Source organism: Micromonospora sp. DT62 (genome assembly GCF_049847285.1).
Taxonomy (GTDB): Bacteria; Actinomycetota; Actinomycetes; order Mycobacteriales; family Micromonosporaceae; genus Micromonospora; species Micromonospora reichwaldensis.
In genome coordinates, this window is the sequence record NZ_JBNCOB010000003.1 from 103385 (window position 1) to 121413 (window position 18029).

The 18029-nt window shown below is 73.7% G+C and carries 18 protein-coding genes; 13 read left to right on the plus strand and 5 right to left on the minus strand.

What is annotated here, in order from left to right; translation table 11 throughout:
• Positions 1 to 10: 10 nt before the first annotated feature.
• The 3 genes from ACPXCB_RS06390 to ACPXCB_RS06400 all read right to left on the minus strand — a co-directional run bounded on the left by ACPXCB_RS06390 (position 11) and on the right by ACPXCB_RS06400 (position 2612).
• Positions 11 to 733 carry an ABC transporter ATP-binding protein gene (locus ACPXCB_RS06390; RefSeq protein ID WP_425873056.1) on the minus strand — a complete coding sequence of 241 codons (723 nt, stop codon included), beginning with the start codon at positions 731 to 733 and terminating at the stop codon, positions 11 to 13.
• The gene (locus ACPXCB_RS06395; RefSeq protein WP_425873058.1) at positions 730 to 1515 is read right to left on the minus strand and encodes an ABC transporter ATP-binding protein; all 786 of its coding nucleotides are present in this window, start codon (positions 1513 to 1515) and stop codon (positions 730 to 732) included. Before ACPXCB_RS06395 ends, ACPXCB_RS06390 begins: the two co-directional genes overlap by 4 nt.
• A 194-nt stretch (positions 1516 to 1709) precedes the next feature.
• Entirely contained in the window at positions 1710 to 2612 is a 903-nt protein-coding gene (locus ACPXCB_RS06400) for an alpha/beta hydrolase family protein (RefSeq protein WP_425873060.1), read from the minus strand.
• Positions 2613 to 2786: 174 nt separating this feature from the next.
• Between ACPXCB_RS06400 and ACPXCB_RS06405 the strand changes: the two genes are divergently transcribed.
• From ACPXCB_RS06405 to ACPXCB_RS06450, 10 genes are all read left to right on the plus strand, one after another.
• Complete coding sequence (locus ACPXCB_RS06405; RefSeq protein WP_357580772.1) at positions 2787 to 4001, plus strand: hypothetical protein; 1215 nt, start codon at positions 2787 to 2789, stop codon at positions 3999 to 4001.
• Entirely contained in the window at positions 3994 to 4578 is a 585-nt protein-coding gene (locus ACPXCB_RS06410) for a hemerythrin domain-containing protein (protein WP_425873062.1), read from the plus strand. Before ACPXCB_RS06405 ends, ACPXCB_RS06410 begins: the two co-directional genes overlap by 8 nt.
• A gap of 178 nt (positions 4579 to 4756) precedes the next feature.
• Positions 4757 to 5230 carry an aromatic ring-opening dioxygenase LigA gene (locus ACPXCB_RS06415; RefSeq protein WP_425873063.1) on the plus strand — a complete coding sequence of 158 codons (474 nt, stop codon included), beginning with the start codon at positions 4757 to 4759 and terminating at the stop codon, positions 5228 to 5230.
• A 147-nt stretch (positions 5231 to 5377) separates the two neighbouring features.
• Entirely contained in the window at positions 5378 to 6169 is a 792-nt protein-coding gene (locus ACPXCB_RS06420; RefSeq protein WP_425873065.1) for a shikimate dehydrogenase family protein, read from the plus strand.
• Between the two features lie 200 nt (positions 6170 to 6369).
• Positions 6370 to 7242, plus strand: a complete 873-nt coding sequence (locus ACPXCB_RS06425) for an STM4015 family protein (protein ID WP_425873067.1) — start codon at positions 6370 to 6372, stop codon at positions 7240 to 7242.
• A gap of 6 nt (positions 7243 to 7248) precedes the next feature.
• The gene (locus ACPXCB_RS06430; protein ID WP_425873069.1) at positions 7249 to 8199 is read left to right on the plus strand and encodes an STM4015 family protein; all 951 of its coding nucleotides are present in this window, start codon (positions 7249 to 7251) and stop codon (positions 8197 to 8199) included.
• 1 nt (position 8200) lies between these two features.
• A complete protein-coding gene (locus tag ACPXCB_RS06435; RefSeq protein WP_425873070.1) occupies positions 8201 to 9340 on the plus strand; it encodes an STM4014 family protein in 1140 nt (379 codons plus the stop codon).
• Positions 9328 to 10131 carry an STM4013/SEN3800 family hydrolase gene (locus ACPXCB_RS06440; RefSeq protein ID WP_425873072.1) on the plus strand — a complete coding sequence of 268 codons (804 nt, stop codon included), beginning with the start codon at positions 9328 to 9330 and terminating at the stop codon, positions 10129 to 10131. Before ACPXCB_RS06435 ends, ACPXCB_RS06440 begins: the two co-directional genes overlap by 13 nt.
• Complete coding sequence (locus ACPXCB_RS06445; protein WP_425873074.1) at positions 10128 to 11450, plus strand: STM4012 family radical SAM protein; 1323 nt, start codon at positions 10128 to 10130, stop codon at positions 11448 to 11450. Before ACPXCB_RS06440 ends, ACPXCB_RS06445 begins: the two co-directional genes overlap by 4 nt.
• A complete protein-coding gene (locus tag ACPXCB_RS06450; RefSeq protein WP_425873076.1) occupies positions 11447 to 12370 on the plus strand; it encodes an STM4011 family radical SAM protein in 924 nt (307 codons plus the stop codon). Before ACPXCB_RS06445 ends, ACPXCB_RS06450 begins: the two co-directional genes overlap by 4 nt.
• A 92-nt stretch (positions 12371 to 12462) precedes the next feature.
• On the opposite strand, the gene ACPXCB_RS06455 is transcribed toward ACPXCB_RS06450, so the two are convergent.
• Positions 12463 to 13269 carry a hypothetical protein gene (locus ACPXCB_RS06455; RefSeq protein ID WP_425873078.1) on the minus strand — a complete coding sequence of 269 codons (807 nt, stop codon included), beginning with the start codon at positions 13267 to 13269 and terminating at the stop codon, positions 12463 to 12465.
• Between the two features lie 108 nt (positions 13270 to 13377).
• Positions 13378 to 14619, minus strand: a complete 1242-nt coding sequence (locus ACPXCB_RS06460; protein ID WP_425873079.1) for an ROK family transcriptional regulator — start codon at positions 14617 to 14619, stop codon at positions 13378 to 13380.
• Between the two features lie 219 nt (positions 14620 to 14838).
• Between ACPXCB_RS06460 and ACPXCB_RS06465 the strand changes: the two genes are divergently transcribed.
• The 3 genes from ACPXCB_RS06465 (at position 14839) to ACPXCB_RS06475 (ending at position 18022) form a co-directional block, all read left to right on the plus strand.
• A complete protein-coding gene (locus ACPXCB_RS06465) occupies positions 14839 to 16137 on the plus strand; it encodes an ABC transporter substrate-binding protein (RefSeq protein WP_425873081.1) in 1299 nt (432 codons plus the stop codon).
• Between the two features lie 66 nt (positions 16138 to 16203).
• Positions 16204 to 17190: a carbohydrate ABC transporter permease gene (locus tag ACPXCB_RS06470; RefSeq protein ID WP_425873083.1), complete on the plus strand. Its 987-nt coding sequence runs from the start codon at positions 16204 to 16206 to the stop codon at positions 17188 to 17190.
• Positions 17183 to 18022: a carbohydrate ABC transporter permease gene (locus tag ACPXCB_RS06475; protein WP_151453922.1), complete on the plus strand. Its 840-nt coding sequence runs from the start codon at positions 17183 to 17185 to the stop codon at positions 18020 to 18022. Before ACPXCB_RS06470 ends, ACPXCB_RS06475 begins: the two co-directional genes overlap by 8 nt.
• Positions 18023 to 18029: the final 7 nt, after the last annotated feature.

Genomic DNA, 18029 nt, shown 5'->3' on the forward strand with positions numbered 1-18029 from the left:
GACGAGGGGGTCAGAAGCCGAGGTAGGCGTGGCGCAGGTCGGCGTCGTCGCGCAGCCGGGCGGCCGGGGCGGTGGTGACGATCCGGCCCAGGGACATCACCACGCCCTGGTCGGCGATCCAGAGCGCGCTGCGCACGTTCTGCTCGACCAGCAGCACGGTCAGCCCGGTGTCGTCGCGCAGCCTGCGCAGCAGGGCCATGGTCTGGGCGACCACCCGCGGCGCCAGGCCGAGCGACGGCTCGTCGAGCAGCAGCAGGCGGGGCCGGCCGACCAGTGCCCGGCCGAGGGCGAGCATCTGCCGCTCGCCGCCGGAGAGCTGGTGCCCGAGGTGTCGCCGCCGCCGGGCCAGCGGCTCGAAGAGCTGGTAGACCTCGTCGAGGGCGCGGGCGGCGTCGGCCCGGTCGCGCCGCCACAGCCCGCCGAGGCGCAGGTTCTCGTCGACCGTCAGCTCGCCGACCACCCCGCGGCCCTCCGGCACGTGGGCCATGCCGCGGCGCACGAGCTGCTCGACCGCGACGCCGCGCAGGTCTTCCCCGGCCAGCACGACCCGGCCGGCCGCCGGGCGGAGCATGCCGGACAGGGCGCGCAGCAGCGTGGTCTTGCCGGCGCCGTTGGCGCCGACCACCGCCGCGATGGTGCCCCGTGCGACGGCGAGGTTGATCCCGTGCAGCACCGGCGCGCCGCCGTAGCCGGCCACCAGGCCACGCACCTCGAGCAGGTCCTCGCCGGTCATGCGGCGGCCTCGTCGACCTCGGCGCCGAGGTAGGCGTCGGCGACCGCCGGGTCGTCGCGCACCTCGTCGGGGGTGCCGGCGGCGATCACCCGCCCGAAGTCGAGCACCACGATCTCGTCGCAGACGGACATCACCAGGTCCATGTGGTGTTCCACCAGCAGCACCGCGCAGGGGTCGGTGTCGCGTCGGGGCAGCCCCCGGATCAGCTCCGCCAGCTCGGCGATGTCGTCGGCGCCCAGGCCCCCGGCGGGTTCGTCGAGCAGGAGCAGCCGGGGACGCGCGGCCAGCGCGCGGGCCAGGGCGACCCGCTGGCGTACGGCGAAGGGCAGCGTGCCCGGCGCGGCGTCGGCGTGCCCGGCGATGCCCAGGGTGTCGAGGACGTCGAGGGCGTCCCGGCGCAGCCGGCGCTCGTCGCGGTCGCTGCGGGGCAGGCCGAGCAGGGCGGCGAGGAAGCCGGCGCGGGCCGTGTGGGTGGCCCCGGTCATCACGTTCTCCAGCACGGTGAGCCCGGCGAAGAGCCCGGTGCCCTGCAACGTGCGGGCGACGCCCAGCCGGGTGAGCCGGTGCGGGCGCGGGCGCAGCGGCCGGCCGTCGAGGGTCAGGGAGCCCTCGTCCGGCGGGACGAAGCCGCAGACCACGTTGAACAGCGTGGTCTTGCCGGCCCCGTTGGGACCGATCACGCCGACCACCCGGCCGGGCGGCACCCGCAGCGAGACGTCGTCGAGGGCGGTGAGGCCGCCGAAGCGGACCCCGATGTGGTGCAGTGCGAGCCCTTGCTCCATCACCCGTCCCCCCGGCAGCCGCCAGTATTTACACTGGGAGTGTACGTTTCTGACGGGGGCCGTCAATACCTCCGACGCTCGCGGGCACGCTCGTCGGCCGCCGCCCAAACCTGGGCGGCGGCCGACGGTTTCTGCACCGACCGGGCAGCCATGCGCCGCGGGGCGGCCGGGGGTGACGGCCACCCCGGAGAGCGTCAGGCGCTCGGGCAGGTGTTGCGGTACTCCTGGATGGCGGAGCCGCTCGGGCCGGGGCAGAGGAACTGCTCGTAGCGGGTGTCGTCGTCGACGAACCGCTTCAACCAGGCGACCGCCTGCCGGGCGGTGGGCGTGTTGACGGTCTGCGGGAAGAAGTGGCTGGCCCCGTTGAGCTCCAGGTACGCCTTCTCGGACGAGGCCGGGATGCTGTTGTAGAACGGCTCCGAGTGCGACGAGACCGGCGCGACGCTGTCGCTCTCCCCGCCGATGATCAGGGTCGGCACCCGGACGTCGGACCAGGACTTGTCCAGGTTCCACGGCGCGAGCGGCACCGCGGCCTGCAACGACGGTCGGGAGACCGCGGCCTCCAGGCTGCCGCCGCCACCCATCGAGTGGCCGGAGACGGCGAGCCGGCTGGCGTCGACCCGGCTGCGTACGGAGCTGCGCTGCGTCAGGTAGTCGAGCGCCGCGAGCAGTTGCCGACCGCGGCTGTCCGGCTGGTCGAGGCGCGTGTTGGTCTCGATGCCGATCACCACGAAGCCGTGCGAGGCGATCCGCGGCCCGAGCCAGTCGATGCTGGACCAGGAGGCCGTGTAGCCGGGCGAGATGGCGACGGCGCCGAAGGTGCCCTCGGCGGTGCTGGTCGGGTAGTAGATGACGCCCCCGCCGAAGCCGGTGACGCTGAGCGAGGAGACGTTCTGCGACGAGGTGGCGAACGGGCCGCGGCTGGCCTCCAGCAGGGCGACGCTCGGGGCCGGACCGCGCTCGTACGGGTTGGCGGCGGCCTGGGCGGCCGGCGGGGCGGCCAGCGCGCCCGCCGTGGCCAGGACGGCGGCCACGGCCAGGCCGGCGAGGCGGGTGGCGGGACGGGGACGGGCGGCGGTGGTGGTTGGTGATGACACGTCGGGCACTCCCTACGGGACGGGGCATATCGACATGCATCAGTCTTCGACGGCGCCGGCGGCGCCGCATCGGTGAAATCACCAGTCCGCCGGCCGAGGAACAACCGGGCTCGCCGTTTTCGCCCGGACTGTCGGGGTAGGGCATTTGATACCCCGGCCGAAGAAGGAGACGCCGTGTTCAACCCGTTGGAGCACAAAGGAATCCCGCTGGAGAGCCAGATCCGCAACTGGCGCGAACTCAACGTGGAGCCGATCGACCCGGAGGCGGTCGACCCGTACACCCGCTGCCGCATCATCACCATGAACGGCATCGAGGTCGAGGCGATCAACTTCCAGCACCAGTTCGCCCGCAACTGCCCCGACCAGGAGGTCCGCCGGCAGCTGGCGTACGTGCGCTACCTGGAGAGCCAGCAGCAGCGGGTGGTGAACTGGCTGCTGCCCGGCGCCGCGAGCGTGCTGGAGACGACGCTCGGCTACGAGCAGGTGGCCGTCGACCTGACCGCGTGGGTGGCCCGGCACGAGCCCGACCCCTACCTGAAGCAGAGCTACGAGTTCGGCGTGCTGGAGGACTTCGACCACCTCTACCGCTACGCCAACCTCTACGAGATGGTGGAACGCCGCAAGGCGGACAAGATCGTGCAGGGCCTGACCGAGGTCATGCCCGGCCGGCCCACCGTCGCCGAGCACCGGCACCCGTTCGACGAGGTGCGCACCCCGTACGACCGCAACAGCGTCGACCCCCGCTCCAAGCTGCACGCGCTGACCATCCTGTCGGCCGAGCAGCAGGTCATGTTCTATTACATGAACGTCGGGCCGCAGTACATGGAGCCGATCGCGCGGCAGCTCTACCAGGAGATCAGCCTCATCGAGCAGGAGCACGTCACGCACTACGAGTCGCTGCTCGACCCGGGCGAGAACTGGTGGGAGCGGCTGCTCACCCACGAGTACAACGAGTGCTGGCTCTACTACTCCTTCATGCAGCAGGAGAGCGACCCCCGCATCAAGGCGGTGTGGGAGCTGCACCTGCAGATGGAGCTGGCGCACCTTCAGCAGGCCGCCGACCTGCTGCGCCGCCACGACGGCCGCGAGCCGGAGGAGATCGTGGGCGGCGCCGGCCTGCCCGAGCCGCTGACCTTCGAGCCGAACAAGGAGTACCTGCGCCACCTGCTCGCCACCCAGGTCGACCTGAACAAGATCGGCGAGGGGTACGTGCGGGAGGCGCACGAGCGCTTCGAGTCGATGCAGCAGCAGCTGCACGACGGGCAGAAGCCGCCGAGCGAGCAGGTGATCGACATGCACCGGGAGCGCTTCGGCGACGAGTACCGCGTCGAGACCGAGGGGCCCCACCCGGTGGAGTCGCTGCGCGCGCGGGGAGGCAGCCATGCCTGACACCGGCGCCCCGGCCACGCGCGGCCCCGAGGACGACGTCGTCGACCTGCTGCTGGCCCAGCACGCCCGGATCGAGGAGCTGTTCCTGCTGGTCATCGGCAGCACCGGGGAGACCCGCCGGGACGCCTTCGACGACCTGGTGAAGCTGCTCGCCGCGCACGAGACCGCCGAGGAGGAGGTCGTCCACCCGCTGGCCCGGACGCTGCCGGGCGGGGGCGGCGACGCCATGGTCGACGAACGCCTCGCCGAGGAGCGTCAGGCCAAGGAGACGCTGAAGACCCTGATCGCCGGCGGTGTCGACGCCGAGGGCTTCGACACCGGCATCATCCTGCTGCGCGACGCGGTGCTCACGCACGCCCGCTACGAGGAACGCCAGGAGTTCCCGCTGCTGCGCCAGCACGTGCCCGCCGACCGGCTGCGCACGATGGCCGGCGCCGTACGGATGGCGGAGGCGACCGCGCCGACGCGCCCGCACCCGAGCGCCCAGTCCGCGAAGGGCAACCTCGCGGTCGGACCGGCGCTGGCGGTCATCGACCGCGTCCGCGACGCGATCCGCAGGCCGTCGTCCAGCGGCTGAGCACCCGCGGCCACCAGCGCACCGCGCCCACCCGACCGATTCCGGCGGGTGGGCGCGGCGCGTCTGCCGTCGGTACGACGGATGCGGCACGCCTGCGATTGCCGATACCGTGTCGCATTTCAACATAGACACATCCGCACCCCGGGGCACCCGCCCCGGGCGCGGGAGAGGAGACACCATGACCGACACCACCGCGAAGTCCCAGGCGGTCGGCTCCACCGTCCGGCTGCTGTCCGTCCTGGTCATCGTCGCCGGCCTGATCATGCTGGTCGGCGGGGCCGCCACCTGGTTCACCGTGCAGAGCCAGCTCGCCGACGAACGCATCACCGTCTCCGACGACGCGGACTGGTTCGCGGGCGAGAAGATCGACGGCCCGCTGACCGCGTACGCGGAGGCCGAGGTCATCGAGAAGCACTCGCTGGAGGCCAGCGGCGGCAAGACGTACGCCGAACTCGGCCGGGAGGACCCCACCCGGCAGACCGTCATGACCGGCTCGTTCCTGCGCTCCTCCCTGTTCACCTCGGTCGTCTCCTTCGGCATCGCCGCGCTGGCGATGGGCCTCGGGGCGGTGCTCGCCCTCGTCGGGTACTCGCTGCTCTCCCTCTCCCGCCGCCTCGACGCCCTCCCCTCGGCGGCCGCCACCTCCTCCTGACCGGTGCCGGCGGCCCGGCCACGCCCCGTACCGTGTGGCCGGGCCGCCGGCTCGACGGGCCGCGCCGGGGCGGGCACACCCGTCGCGTAGGGTCGGCACCGCCCCCGGTCCGGCCGCGCCGGACGACCCCTGCCCGCGGAGACGCCCATGACCGAGATAGGCGGCGCCACGAGGGTGTACGCGCTGCTCGGCGACCCGATCGCCCAGGTGCGCGCCCCCGGGCTGCTCAACCCGGTGCTGGCCCGGCGCGGCACCGACGCGGTGCTCGTCCCGGTCCACGCGGCGCCGGCCGACCTCACCCAGGTGGTGCGGGGGCTGCAACGGGTGGCGAACCTGGACGGGATGCTGGTCACCGTGCCGCACAAGGCCGCCGTGCTGGAACTCGTCGACCGGGCCAGCGACCGCGCCCGCCTGGCCGGCAGCGCCAACGCGCTGCGGCGCGAGCCCGACGGGACGTGGACCGCGGACACCTTCGACGGCGACGGGTTCGTCCGCGGGCTGGCCGGGGCCGGACACCATCCCCGGGGCCGCCGGGCGTGCGTGGTGGGCGCGGGCGGCGCGGGCAGCGCGATCGCGGTGGCGCTGCTCGACGCCGGGGTGGCGGAACTTCGACTCAGCGACACCGACCCGGGCCGGCTGGAGACGCTGCGGCGGCGGCTGTCCGCCGCGTACCCCGGCCGGGTCGGCGCGACCGCGCGACCGCGACTGGCCGACGCCGACCTGGCGGTCAACGCCACGCCCCTGGGGCTGGGCCCCGACGACCCGCCGCCGTTCGCGGTGGCGGACCTGCCGGCGCACGCGGTGGTCGCCGACATCATCATGACGCCGGCCGAGACGCTCCTGCTGGCCCAGGCGGGGGCCCGGGGCCTGCGGGCGCACCCGGGAGAGCCGATGCTCGCCCACCAGATCGACGCCTACCTCGACTTCTTCGGGCTGTGACCGACCGGCGGGCGGCGCCGGGAACCCCGGCGGCTCCCGGCGACCGCGGTCCGGCCCCCGCCGCCCGGCGCACTGATCATCCTGTCGGGCGGACCTGTTACCGTCGCGCCGCCGCTGCACCAGTCGGACCGGAGGTAGGCGTGATCAGCTCGCACGTGTCGTCGTTCGTCGGGTTACCGACAGTGCCCTTCACCCCGGGGATGACACTCCCCGACGATCCGTCGGCGGTCGCCTGGCGGCTGGAGGTCGAGGACTTCGACGCGGATCCCGAGGAGTTCCTCGGTCTCGTCCGGGCGCTGCGGGAGCAGGTGCCGGCCGACGCGGTGCGCGCCCTGGTGATCGGCGAGTGGGGCGAGGCCTACGAGCGGCCCCTGCCGATCGAGGCGCTGGTCGAGGCCGCCGGGGAGTGGACCGGCCTGCGGGCGCTCTTCCTCGCCGACCTGACCTACGAGCAGTGCGAGATCTCCTGGCTCATGCACGGCGACATCACGCCGCTGCTCGCGGCGTACCCGTCGCTGGAGGTGCTCGGGGTGCGCGGGGCGCAGGGCCTGCGGCTGGAGCCGGTCCGGCACACCGGGCTGCGCGAGCTGCGCTTCGAGTCCGGCGGGCTGCCGGCCGAGGTGGTCCGGGCCGTCGGCGCGTGCGAGCTGCCGGCCCTGCACCGGCTGGACCTGTGGCTCGGCCGCAGAGACTACGGCGGCGACGCGAGCGTCGAGGACCTGGCGGGGGTGCTCTCCGGCGCCGGCCTGCCCGCCCTGCGGCACCTCGGGCTCTGCAACGCGGAGATCGCCGATGCCGTGGCGGCGGCCGTCGCGACCGCACCGGTCGTCCCCCGGCTGGAGGCGCTCGACCTGTCGATGGGCACGCTGACCGACGAGGGCGCGAAGGCGCTGCTGGCCGGGCAGCCGCTGACCCACCTGACGCAACTCGCCCTGGAGCACCACTTCCTCTCCGAGGAAGCGGCCGCGGCGGTGGTCGCCGCACTGCCGGGCGCACGGGTGGACCTCTCCGACCCGCAGGTCGCCGAGGACTTCGACGGCACCCTCCACCGCTTCACCGCGGTCGGGGAGTGAGCGGCGATGGCCTTCGGTTCCCACGCGCGCCACTTCGCCGGCCGTCCGGTGGTGGACGTTCCCGCCGACGGGCCGTTGCCCACGGTGGACGGCCCGGTCTCGTGGCGGATCGCCCACTGGCACTTCGACCACGAGACCACGGAGAACTCGCTCTCGGCGGAGTTCCGCGACGCGTTCGACCGGTTCGTCGCGCAGGCCGGGCCGTCCGTGGAGTCCCTGGTCGTCGGCTCCTGGGGCTACGCGGCGTTCCATCCCGCCCCGATCGCGCAACTCTGCGCGGCGGCGCCGCGCCTGCCCGCCCTGCGGGCGCTCTTCCTCGGTGACATCACCTCCGAGGAGTGCGAGGTCTCCTGGATGAGGGTGGGCGACGTCAGCGCGCTGCTGACGGCGTACCCGGCGATGGAGGTGCTGCGGGTGCGCGGCGGCGAGAACTTCGCGTTCTCCCCCGTACGGCACGCGCGGCTGCGGGAGCTGGCGGTGGAGAGCGGCGGGCTGTCCCGGGCGTTCGTCGGCGCGGTGCTCGACTCCGCCCTGCCCGCACTGACCGACCTGGAGCTGTGGCTCGGCACCGCCGACTACGGCGGCGACGCGCAGGTCACCGACCTCGCCCCGCTGCTGGCCGGGGAACGGTTCCCGCAGCTGCGCCGGCTCGCCCTGTGCAACTCGGAGATCGCCGACGACCTCGCCCGGGCGCTGGCGTCCGCGCCGGTGGTGCCCCGACTGGAACGGCTGGACCTGTCGATGGGCACGCTCGGCGACGAGGGCGCGGCAGCCCTGCTGGCCGGGCAGCCGCTGACCCACCTGGCGGAGCTGGACCTGTCGCACCACTACCTGACGGAGGAGACGGCCGCGTCGCTGGTCGCCGCGCTGCCGGGCGTCGCGGTGGACGTGTCCGACCCGCAGGAGCCCGAGGAGTACGACGGCGAGAGCTACCGCTACACGGCGGTGTCGGAGTGACATGCGCCTGACCGTCGTCGGCAACCCCGGCAACCGTCGGGTCGGCCTGTTCACCCGGGCGGTCCTCGCCGCCGGCCTGCCCCGGCCGCAGGTGCTGCCCTGGGTCGACGTGCTGACTAGCGCGGCGCCGCCCGGGGCCGGCACGCTGGTACGGGTCGACTCGCCCGGCGAGGACGCCGAGGTGGACCGGCTGCTGCGCCGGTCCGCCTCGCCGGCGCGGCACGGCGAGCTGATCGGGCTGGCCGACACGTACGCCGGGCTGCTGCGGGGCCTGGACCGGGTCGCCGCCGGCGGCGCGGAACTGCTCAACGACCCGGCGGACGTCGCGGTGCTGTGCGACAAGCGGCGCTGCCACGCCCGGCTGTCGGCCGCCGGGGTGCCGGTGCCGGCCGCGCTGCCCCCGGTGCACGGGTGGGCGCAGCTGCGGGCGGCGATGGCGGCGGCCCGCTGGAGCCGCGTGTTCGTCAAGCCCGCAAACGGTTCGTCGGCCGCCGGGGTGGTGGCGCTGGCCGTGGCCCGGGGGCGGGTGCAGGCGGTCACCACGATCGAGGTGACCCCGGACGGGCTGTTCAACTCGCTGCGCCCCCGCCGCTACACCGACGAGGCCGAGGTCGCCGCCATGGTCGACCGGATCGCCCCCGACGGTCTGCACGTGGAGCGGTGGCTGCCCAAGGCGGGGCTCGGCGACCGGGTGGTCGACCTGCGGGTGGTGGCGGTCGCGGGGCGGCCCACCCACGCCGTGGTGCGCGCCGCCCGGGGGCCGCTGACCAACCTGCACCTGGGCAACGCGCGCGGGGACCTCGCCGAGCTGCGCGCGGCGGCCGGGCCGGCGGCGTGGGCGGCGGCGATGGAGACGTGCGAGCGGGTGGCCGCGTGTTTCCCCCGCACCCTCCAGGTCGGCATCGACCTGATGTTCCTGCTCGGCTGGCGGCGCCACGCGGTGGCCGAGGTCAACGCCTTCGGCGACCTGCTGCCGGGGGTCCTCACCGACGGCCGGGACACCTACGCCGAGCAGGTGCGCGCCCTGACCGACGGCCGGTGGGACCGCTGGCGGTCGGCTGCCGGCCGGACGCCACCGGGCGACGACGCGGCGCGGCCCGCCGGCGCGGTCGGCCGGGAGGTGCTCGCGTGCGCAGTCTGATCGGCAGCCACGACCTGCTCCTGCTCACCCTCGACACGCTGCGCCACGACGTCGCCGCCGACCTGGCCGCGCGGGGGCGCACGCCGCATTTGGCGCGGGCCCTGCCCGGCGGGCGGTGGGAGCGACGGCACTCCCCCGCCAGCTTCACCTACGCCGCGCACCACGCGTTCTTTTCCGGTTTCCTGCCCACCCCGGTGACCCCGGGCCGGCACGAGCGGCTGTACGCGGCGGCGTTCCCCGGCAGCGAGACGTCCGGCGCCGACACCTGGGTGTTCGACGCGCCCGACCTGCCCACGGCGCTCGCCGACGTCGGCTACCACACGCTCTGCCTGGGCGGGGTCGGCTTCTTCAACCGGCGCAGCCCGCTCGGGGCGGTGCTGCCGGGCCTGTTCGCCGAGGCGCACTGGGAGCCCGGGTTCGGGGTCACCTCCCCCACCTGCCTGGACGCGCAGCTCGACCGGCTGGCCGAGGTGCTGCCGCGGGTGCCGGCGCGGCAGCCGCTGTTCACGTTCCTCAACGTCGCCGCCCTGCACCAGCCCAACCGGCACCACCTGCCCGGGGCGCAGGTCGACGACCTGGCCAGCCACGCCGCCGCCCTGGAGTACGTCGACGGCCGGATCGACCGGCTGTTCGCCCTGCTCACCGGCCGGGGTCGGCCGGTGTTCGCGATCGTCTGCTCCGACCACGGCACCGCCTACGGGGAGGACGGCCACACCGGCCACCGGATCGGCCACGACGTGGTGTGGACGGTCCCGTACGCCCACTTCGTCCTGCGACCGGGGGAATGGTGACCAGCACCGACACGGGCCTCGACGGCTCGCCGTACCAGCAGTACCTCTACGCGTACCCGCACAAGACCTCCTACCGGCCGCTGCGACCGCGCCCGCTGCTGGCGGACGTGTGGCGGGCCGAGGCGCGCGAGGCGCTCTTCCTCTACGTGCACCTGCCGTTCTGCGAGATGCGCTGCGGCTTCTGCAACCTGTTCACCCGCGCCAACGCGCCCGCCGAGCAGGTGACCGACTACCTGCGGCAGCTGCGCCGGCAGGCGGGACGGGTCGCCGACGCGCTGGGCGGCGACGCCGGCTACGCCCGCGTGGCGCTCGGCGGCGGCACCCCCACCTACCTGACCGCCGACGAGCTGACCGAACTGTTCGGCATCGCCACCGCGATGGGGGCCCGGCTGCCCGGCGTACCGCTGTCGGTGGAGACCTCGCCCGCGACCGCGACGCCGGACCGGCTCGCGGTGCTCGCCGCGCACGGCACCACCCGGGTGAGCATCGGCGTGCAGAGCTTCCTCGACGCCGAGGCCCGCGCCGCCGGCCGGCCGCAGCGCCGCGCGGAGGTGGAGGCGGCCCTGGCCACGATCCGCGACGCCCGGATCCCCGTGCTCAACATCGACCTGATCTACGGCATCGACGGGCAGACCGCCGACACCTGGCGGGAGAGCCTCGACGCGGCCCTGGCGTGGCGGCCCGAGGAGCTGTACCTCTACCCGCTGTACGTGCGACCGCTGACGGGGCTCGGGCGGCGGGCGCACGGCCGCGCGGACTGGGACGCCCAACGGCTCGCCCTCTACGAGCAGGCGGTGGCGACGCTGGGCGCGGCCGGCTACCGGCAGGAGTCGATGCGGCAGTTCCGCCGGGCCGACGCGCCCACCCCGGACGGGCCGGACTACTGCTGCCAGGACGACGGCATGGTGGGCCTGGGCTGCGGCGCCCGCTCCTACACGACGTCCCTGCACTACTCGTTCGACTACGCGGTCGGCGTGTCGCAGGTGCGCGCGGTGCTCGACGACTACCTGGCCCGCCCGGCCGACGACTTCCGCTTGGCCGAGTTCGGGTTCGCCCTCGACGGCGCCGAGCAGCGCCGCCGGTGGCTGCTCAAGTCGCTGCTGCGCGCCGAGGGGGTCGACGCGGCGGCCTACCGGACCCGCTTCGGCGCGCTCCCGGGCGACGACTTCCCGGAGCTGGGCCGGCTGGTCGAGCGGGGGTGGGCCGGCGATGGCGGGCTGCGGCTGACGCCGGCCGGGCTGGCCCGCTCCGACGCGATCGGCCCGTGGCTGACCTCGGCCCGGGTCCGCGACGCGATGACCGGGTACGTGCCGAGGTGAACCTCGCGATCCTCTACCGGGGTCCCCTGGCGAGCTGCAACTACGACTGCCCGTACTGCCCGTTCGCCAAGCGGCGGGACCCGCCGGAGCTGCTGCGCGCCGACCGGGCGGCGCTGGACCGGTTCGCCGCCTGGGTGGCGGCCACCTCCGACGTGCGGCTGTCGGTGCTGTTCACCCCGTGGGGCGAGGGGCTGACCCGCCGCTGGTACCGCGACGCGATGGTGTCGCTGTCGCACCTGCCGCACGTCGAGCGGGTGGTCATCCAGACCAACCTGGCCGCCCGGGTGGACTGGCTGGCCGACGCCGACCCGCGCGCCGCCGCGCTCTGGACCACCTACCACCCCGGCCAGGTGGACCGGGACCGCTTCCTGGGCCGCTGCGCCCGGCTGACCGAGCTGGGCATCCGCTACTCCGTCGGGGTGGTCGGCCTGCCGGAGCACCTCGCCGAGGCGCGGGCGCTGCGGGCCGCCCTGCCCGCCGAGGTCTACCTGTGGGTGAACGCCGCCGAGGGCCGGCGCTACGACGCGGCCGAGGAGGCGACCTGGACGGAGCTGGATCCGCTGTTCGGCTGGAGCGTCCGCCCGCACGTCTCGCTCGACCGTCCGTGCCACGCGGGAGAGACGGCCATCTCGGTACGCGGCGACGGCACCGTGCGCCGCTGCCACTTCATCGACGAGCCGATCGGCAACCTCTACGACGGGTCGTGGCGCTCGGCGCTGCGCCCCCGGCCGTGCGGCAACGCGGTCTGCGACTGCCACATCGGGTACGTCCATCTCAAGCCGCTCGGCCTGCGGGACGTCTTCGCCGGCGGGGTCCTGGAACGCATCCCGGCGGCCTGGCCGTCGGTACGCCGGCCGGTGCCGCTGGCCGCGCCGGTGCACGGGACGGTGGCCGTTGCCGCGCCGCCTCCGCTGGCGTAGCGCGGAGCGGGCCGGCGAGCCGGCGCACGCACGCCGCCGGGCGTGGCGCAGGGGCGGCCCGGCGCAGGGCGGACCGCCCCTGGGCGGGTGGCTCAGCGATCTTGCAGGTAATGCAACGTTCTATTGGTGAACCGGACGTTCGGGCTGGTCGGCGCCTCGATGGCGCGATCGGCGACGACCGCGGGGTTGACGTTGAAGTAGCAGTAGCTGCCCAACCCCCACGCCTGGTGGCTGCTCACCCCGTCGGCCACCTTGTACGCCGCGTAGCCACGGGTGGCCCCGTTCATCCAGGCGGCCTGGTTCGGCGGGTCGTACGGCATCTCGTTCTGGTAGAAGTACGTCCGGCCGCCGTTGCCGTTCCAGACGGTCTGGTACCGCTGGTAGTGCTCGACGAAGAGGCCGTACATGGTCACGTCGTCGCCGTTGACCGTCAGGCCGGTGTCGGCGGTGTTCACCGCCCAGCCGACGCCGTCGCCGTGGTCGGCGCGCCACAGCCACATGTGGTCGCCGATCACGTGGTCGCTGTTGATGGTCAACGTGTTGGTGGCCCGGCCGACGCCCGGCCCGCCGATGCGGAAGAAGACGTCGTGCAGCGAGGTCGGGTTGGCCGCGTGGCTGGCCGCCGAGCCGGGCGGCCCGACCTCCATCAGCACCGGCGAGTTGACCTGGCCGGCCTCGAACATGATGCCCGCCACCTTCACGCCGTCCACGTCGGCGACCCGCATCGCGACGGTGCCGTTGTCGGCCTGGATGGTCGCCAGGCCGAGGCCGAGGACCACCGTGTCGGGGCGGTCCACCCGGATCGGCTCGGTGACGTGGTGCACGCCGGGGGTGAACAGCAGGTGCCGGCCCTGGGCGAGCGCGGCGTTGATGGTGGCCGCGCCGGTGCCCGGGCGCACGACGTAGAACTGGCTGAGCGAGATGGAGGAGCCGGCCGGGGTCCTGCCGTACCAGCTGGTGCCGGACGAGTCGTCGCGCAGCCGTCAAGGCATCGATAAATAACGCTGTTATTTATCCGTGAAGTTCGATTGTTCGGTAACCCGCCGATTCGCCGACCGCACCCCGCCGGCCGTGAGCAGCCGGGCGATCGGGAGCGTCGCCGCACCGAGCGCCACCGCGTCGACGCCCAGCAGACCCAGCTCGATCGAGGCCTGTTCGTACGGCTGGCGCAGCGCCTGGCGGCCGGCGGCCTCCCGCACGGCCGGCAGCAGGCCGCCCAGCGCCATGCCGGCCCAGCCCCCGAGCACGACCCGCTCCGGGTTGAACAGGTTGATCAGGTTGGCCACCCCGGCGCCGAGGTACTCGGCCGTCTCGTCCAGCACCCGCCGGGCGGCGGCCGAGGTGCCGGCCGCGTCGATCAGGGCCGCCAGCTGGGACTCCTCGTCGTCGCCCGGGACCGGGTGGCCGCCCCGGGCCTCGCGGTAGCGGTCGATGACGGCCTCCGCGCCGACGTACGCCTCCAGGCAGCCACGGGCCCCGCAGCGACAGGGCCGCCCGCCGTAGACCAGGGTGGTGTGCCCCCACTCCCCCGCGCTGCTGGAGGCGCCCCGGTAGGTCACCCCGTTGGTCACCACCGCGGCGCCGACCCCCGAACCGACGAGCGCGAAGACGGCGTGCCGGGCCCCCCGGCCCGCGCCGAACCACATCTCCGCCTGGCCGAGCGTCTTCGCCCCGTTGTCGACGTGCAGCGGCAGGTCGGTGCCCGCGGCGATCAGCCGCTCCAACGGCACCCGGTCCCAGCCGAGCGACTGGGCGTGCACCACGGCCTCCCGGCCCTGCTCGACCACCCCGGAGACGCCGATGCCGACGCCGAGCACCTGGTCGACGGCCACCCCGGCCCGGGCGGTGACCGCGTCGATGCCGGCCAGCACGTGCCCGCCCACCTCCGCCGGCTCCGTCCGCCGCGGATCGAGCGGGTACGCGACACTGGCCAGCTGGGCCATCGCGAAGTCGAACAGCTCCACCCGGACCCGGGTCTCCCCGACGTCCACCCCGATGACGAACGCGAACCGCGGCGCGACCCGCAGCATCATGCTGGGCCGGCCGCCGTCGGACTCGGCGGCGCCCGCCTCGGCGATCAGCCCCTCGTCGATCAGGTCGGCGACCACGTTGCTGACCGCCGGCTGGCTCAGCCCCGTGCTGCGGACCAGGGCCTGCCGGGTGAGCGGGCCGTCCAGGAATACCTTCGACAGCAGGGCGGACCGGTTTCGCAGTCGGACGCCCCGGTTGGTCGCGCGCGCCAACTCCACCTGCCACCTCGATCCCCTCGGCCCTCGGGAGCGACTGTACGACCCCGTGCTTGACGACCCCTCGGCCAACCACTTTAATGACCACATTCATTAAGTCGTGATGGAACTGTCGACCGTCGGCCCCGCCGGCGCGCACCGCCCACCGTCCGCCGGCGCCCCTCGCCCCCGTCCCCGACGCGACGCCGGCGACCCCCACCACGTGCAACGGAAGGGCCGAACGTGTCGAGACGACACCTCGCGATACTCACAGCGGCCGTGCTGGCCGCCACCACGCTCACCGCCTGCGGCGACTCCGGGGACTCCTCCGGCGCGGCCGGGAAGACCCTCACCTACTGGGCCAGCAACCAGGGCGCCAGCCTGGAGGCCGACAAGCAGACCCTCCAGCCGGAACTGGACAGGTTCGAGCAGCAGACCGGCATCAAGGTCAACGTCGAGGTGGTGCCCTGGTCGGACCTGCTCAACCGGCTGCTCACCGCCGCCACCTCCGGCCAGGGCCCGGACGTGGTCAACATCGGCAACACCTGGTCGGCGTCGTTGCAGGCCACCGGCGCGCTTGTCGAGTTCGACGACGCCACCCTCGCCAAGGTCGGCGGGAAGGACCGGTTCGTGCCCGCGGCACTGGCCGCCGCGGGCGCGCCCGGCAAGCCGCCGGCCGCGGTGCCGCTCTACAGCCTCGCCTACGCCCTCTACTACAACAAGAAGGCGTTCGCCGACGCCGGCGTCACCAGCCCGCCCACCACCTGGGAGCAGGTCGCCGAGGTCGGCCGCAAGCTGACCGGCGGTGACCGCTGGGGCCTCGCCGTCGAGGGCGCCAACCCGTCGGAGAACGCCCACCACGCCTTCACCTTCAGCCAGCAGTACGGCGGCGAGTGGTTCGACTCCGCCGGCAAGCCGACCTTCGACACCCCGCAGAACGTCACCGCCGTCAAGCGGTACGTCGACCTGATGGCCGTCGACAGGATCGTCAACCCGAGCAACGCCGAGTACGCGCAGAACCAGTCCGTCTCCGACTTCGCCAACGGCAAGGCCGCCATGCTGCTCTGGCAGGCCGCCGGGTCCAACCTGAAGTCGCAGAACATGGCCCCCGACGCGTACGGGATCGCCCCGGTGCCGTTCCCGGCCGCCCCGCCGCCGGGCGGCAGGAAGGTCAACAACATGGTCGCGGGGATCAACCTCGCGGTCTTCAAGCACACGAAGAACACCGACGCCGCGCTGGAGTTCGTCAAGTTCATGACCAGCGACGCCGAGCAGGTGGCGCTGAACAGGACGTACGGCTCGCTGCCCGCCGTCGCCACCGTGGCGGACGACCCGGCGTTCGCCGCCCCGGAGCAGAAGGTGCTCCAGCAGACCCTCGCCACCACGGCGGCGCCGCTGCCGCAGGTGCCCGACGAGAGCACCTTCGAGACCCTCGTCGGCACCGCCATCAAGGAACTCTTCGCCGACGCCGCCAGCGGCAGACCGGTCACCGAGGAGAGCGTCCGGCAGAAGCTGACCCGGGCCCAGCAGCAGATGCGCTGACCCGCCGGACCGGTGGCCGTGGGAGGGACGCCGACCCTCCCACGGCCACCCAGCGAGAGGACCCCGATGGCCACCACCACGCCCGCCCGGGATGTCGCCGCACCGGAGCGGCCCGCCCGCCGCGCGGCCCCGGCGAGGCGCCGGTCACCCGGGCGCCGCCGGTCGCTGCTGCCGTACCTGCTGCTCGCCCCGGCCGTCGTGCTGGAGCTGGCGGTCCACGTCGTCCCGATGCTCGTCGGGGCGTGGATGAGCCTGCGGGAGCTGACCCAGTTCCACATCCGCGACTGGTCCACCGCGCCCTTCGTGGGCTGGGATAACTACCGCGTGGTGCTCGACGTCGACTCGGCGGTGGGGGCGCAGCTGCTGCACTCGTTCGGGGTGACCGTCGGCTACACGGTGGCCTCGGTCGGGCTCTCCTGGGTGCTCGGCACCACCGCCGCCGTACTGCTGCAACGCCCCTTCCGCGGCCGGGCCGTGCTGCGCGCGCTCTTCCTCACCCCGTACGCGCTGCCCGTCTACACGGCCGTGATCACCTGGAGCTTCCTCTTCCAGCGGGACACCGGACTGGTCAACCACGTGCTGGTCGACCAGCTCCACCTCCTCGACGACCGGCCGTTCTGGCTGATCGGGGAGAACAGCTTCGTCGCGCTGCTGACCGTCTCGGTCTGGCGGTCCTGGCCGTTCGCCTTCCTCTGCGTCATGGCCGGCCTGCAGAACATCCCCGGCGAGCTGTACGAGGCCGCCGCCATGGACGGGGCCGGATTCTGGCGGCGGCTGCGCTCGGTGACGCTGCCCATGCTGCGCCCGGTCAACCTGGTGCTGGTGCTGGTGCTGTTCCTCTGGACCTTCAACGACTTCAACACCCCGTACGTGCTCTTCGGCGGCTCGGCGCCGGAGCAGGCGAACCTGCTCTCCCTGCACATCTACCGCAGCTCCTTCAAGACCTGGGACTTCGGCGCCGGGTCGGCGATGTCGGTGGCGCTGCTGCTGTTCCTGCTCCTGGTCACCGCCGGCTACCTGCTGGTCACCAACCGCCGGAGGAACGATGCGTGAGACCGCCGCCGAGCGCTGGGCCCGCCGGATCGTGCTGACCCTGCTCGCGCTCTTCGTGCTCGTCCCGCTCTACGTCATGCTCAGCTCGGCGCTCAAGCCGTTGCAGGACGTGCAGGGCGCCTTCACCTGGTGGCCCCGGCGCCCGACCGCGCAGGCCTTCGTCGACATGTGGTCGACCGTGCCGCTGGGCCGCTACCTGGTCAACAGCCTGGTCGTCTCGACCGTGGCGGCGGTCTTCTCGGTCACCGTGGCGATCTTCGCGGCGTACGCCGTCAGCCGGTACCGCTTCCGCGGCCGGGGGCTGTTCTCGGTGACCGTGCTCTCCACCCAGATGTTCCCCGGGATCCTCTTCCTGCTGCCGCTGTTCCTGATCTACGTCAACCTCGGCACCGCCACCGGCATCCAGCTGTACGCCAGCCGCACCGGGCTGGTCATCACCTACCTGACGTTCTCCCTGCCGTTCTCGATCTGGATGCTGGTCGGCTACTTCGACTCGATCCCCCGCGGCCTCGACGAGGCGGCGCAGGTCGACGGCGCCGGCCCGCTCCGCACGCTGTTCCGGGTCATCCTGCCGACGGCGGTGCCGGGCGTCGTCGCCGTCGCCGTCTACGCCTTCATGACCGCCTGGGGCGAGGTGCTCTTCGCCTCGGTGATGACCGACGAGGGCAGCCGCACCCTCGCCGTCGGCCTCCAGGGCTACTCCACCCAGTTCAACGTCTACTGGAACCAGGTGATGGCCGCGTCGCTGGTGGTCAGCGTCCCGGTGGTGGCCGGCTTCCTGGCGTTGCAGCGCTACTTCGTCGCCGGCCTCACCGCCGGCGCGGTCAGGTGAGGCCGTG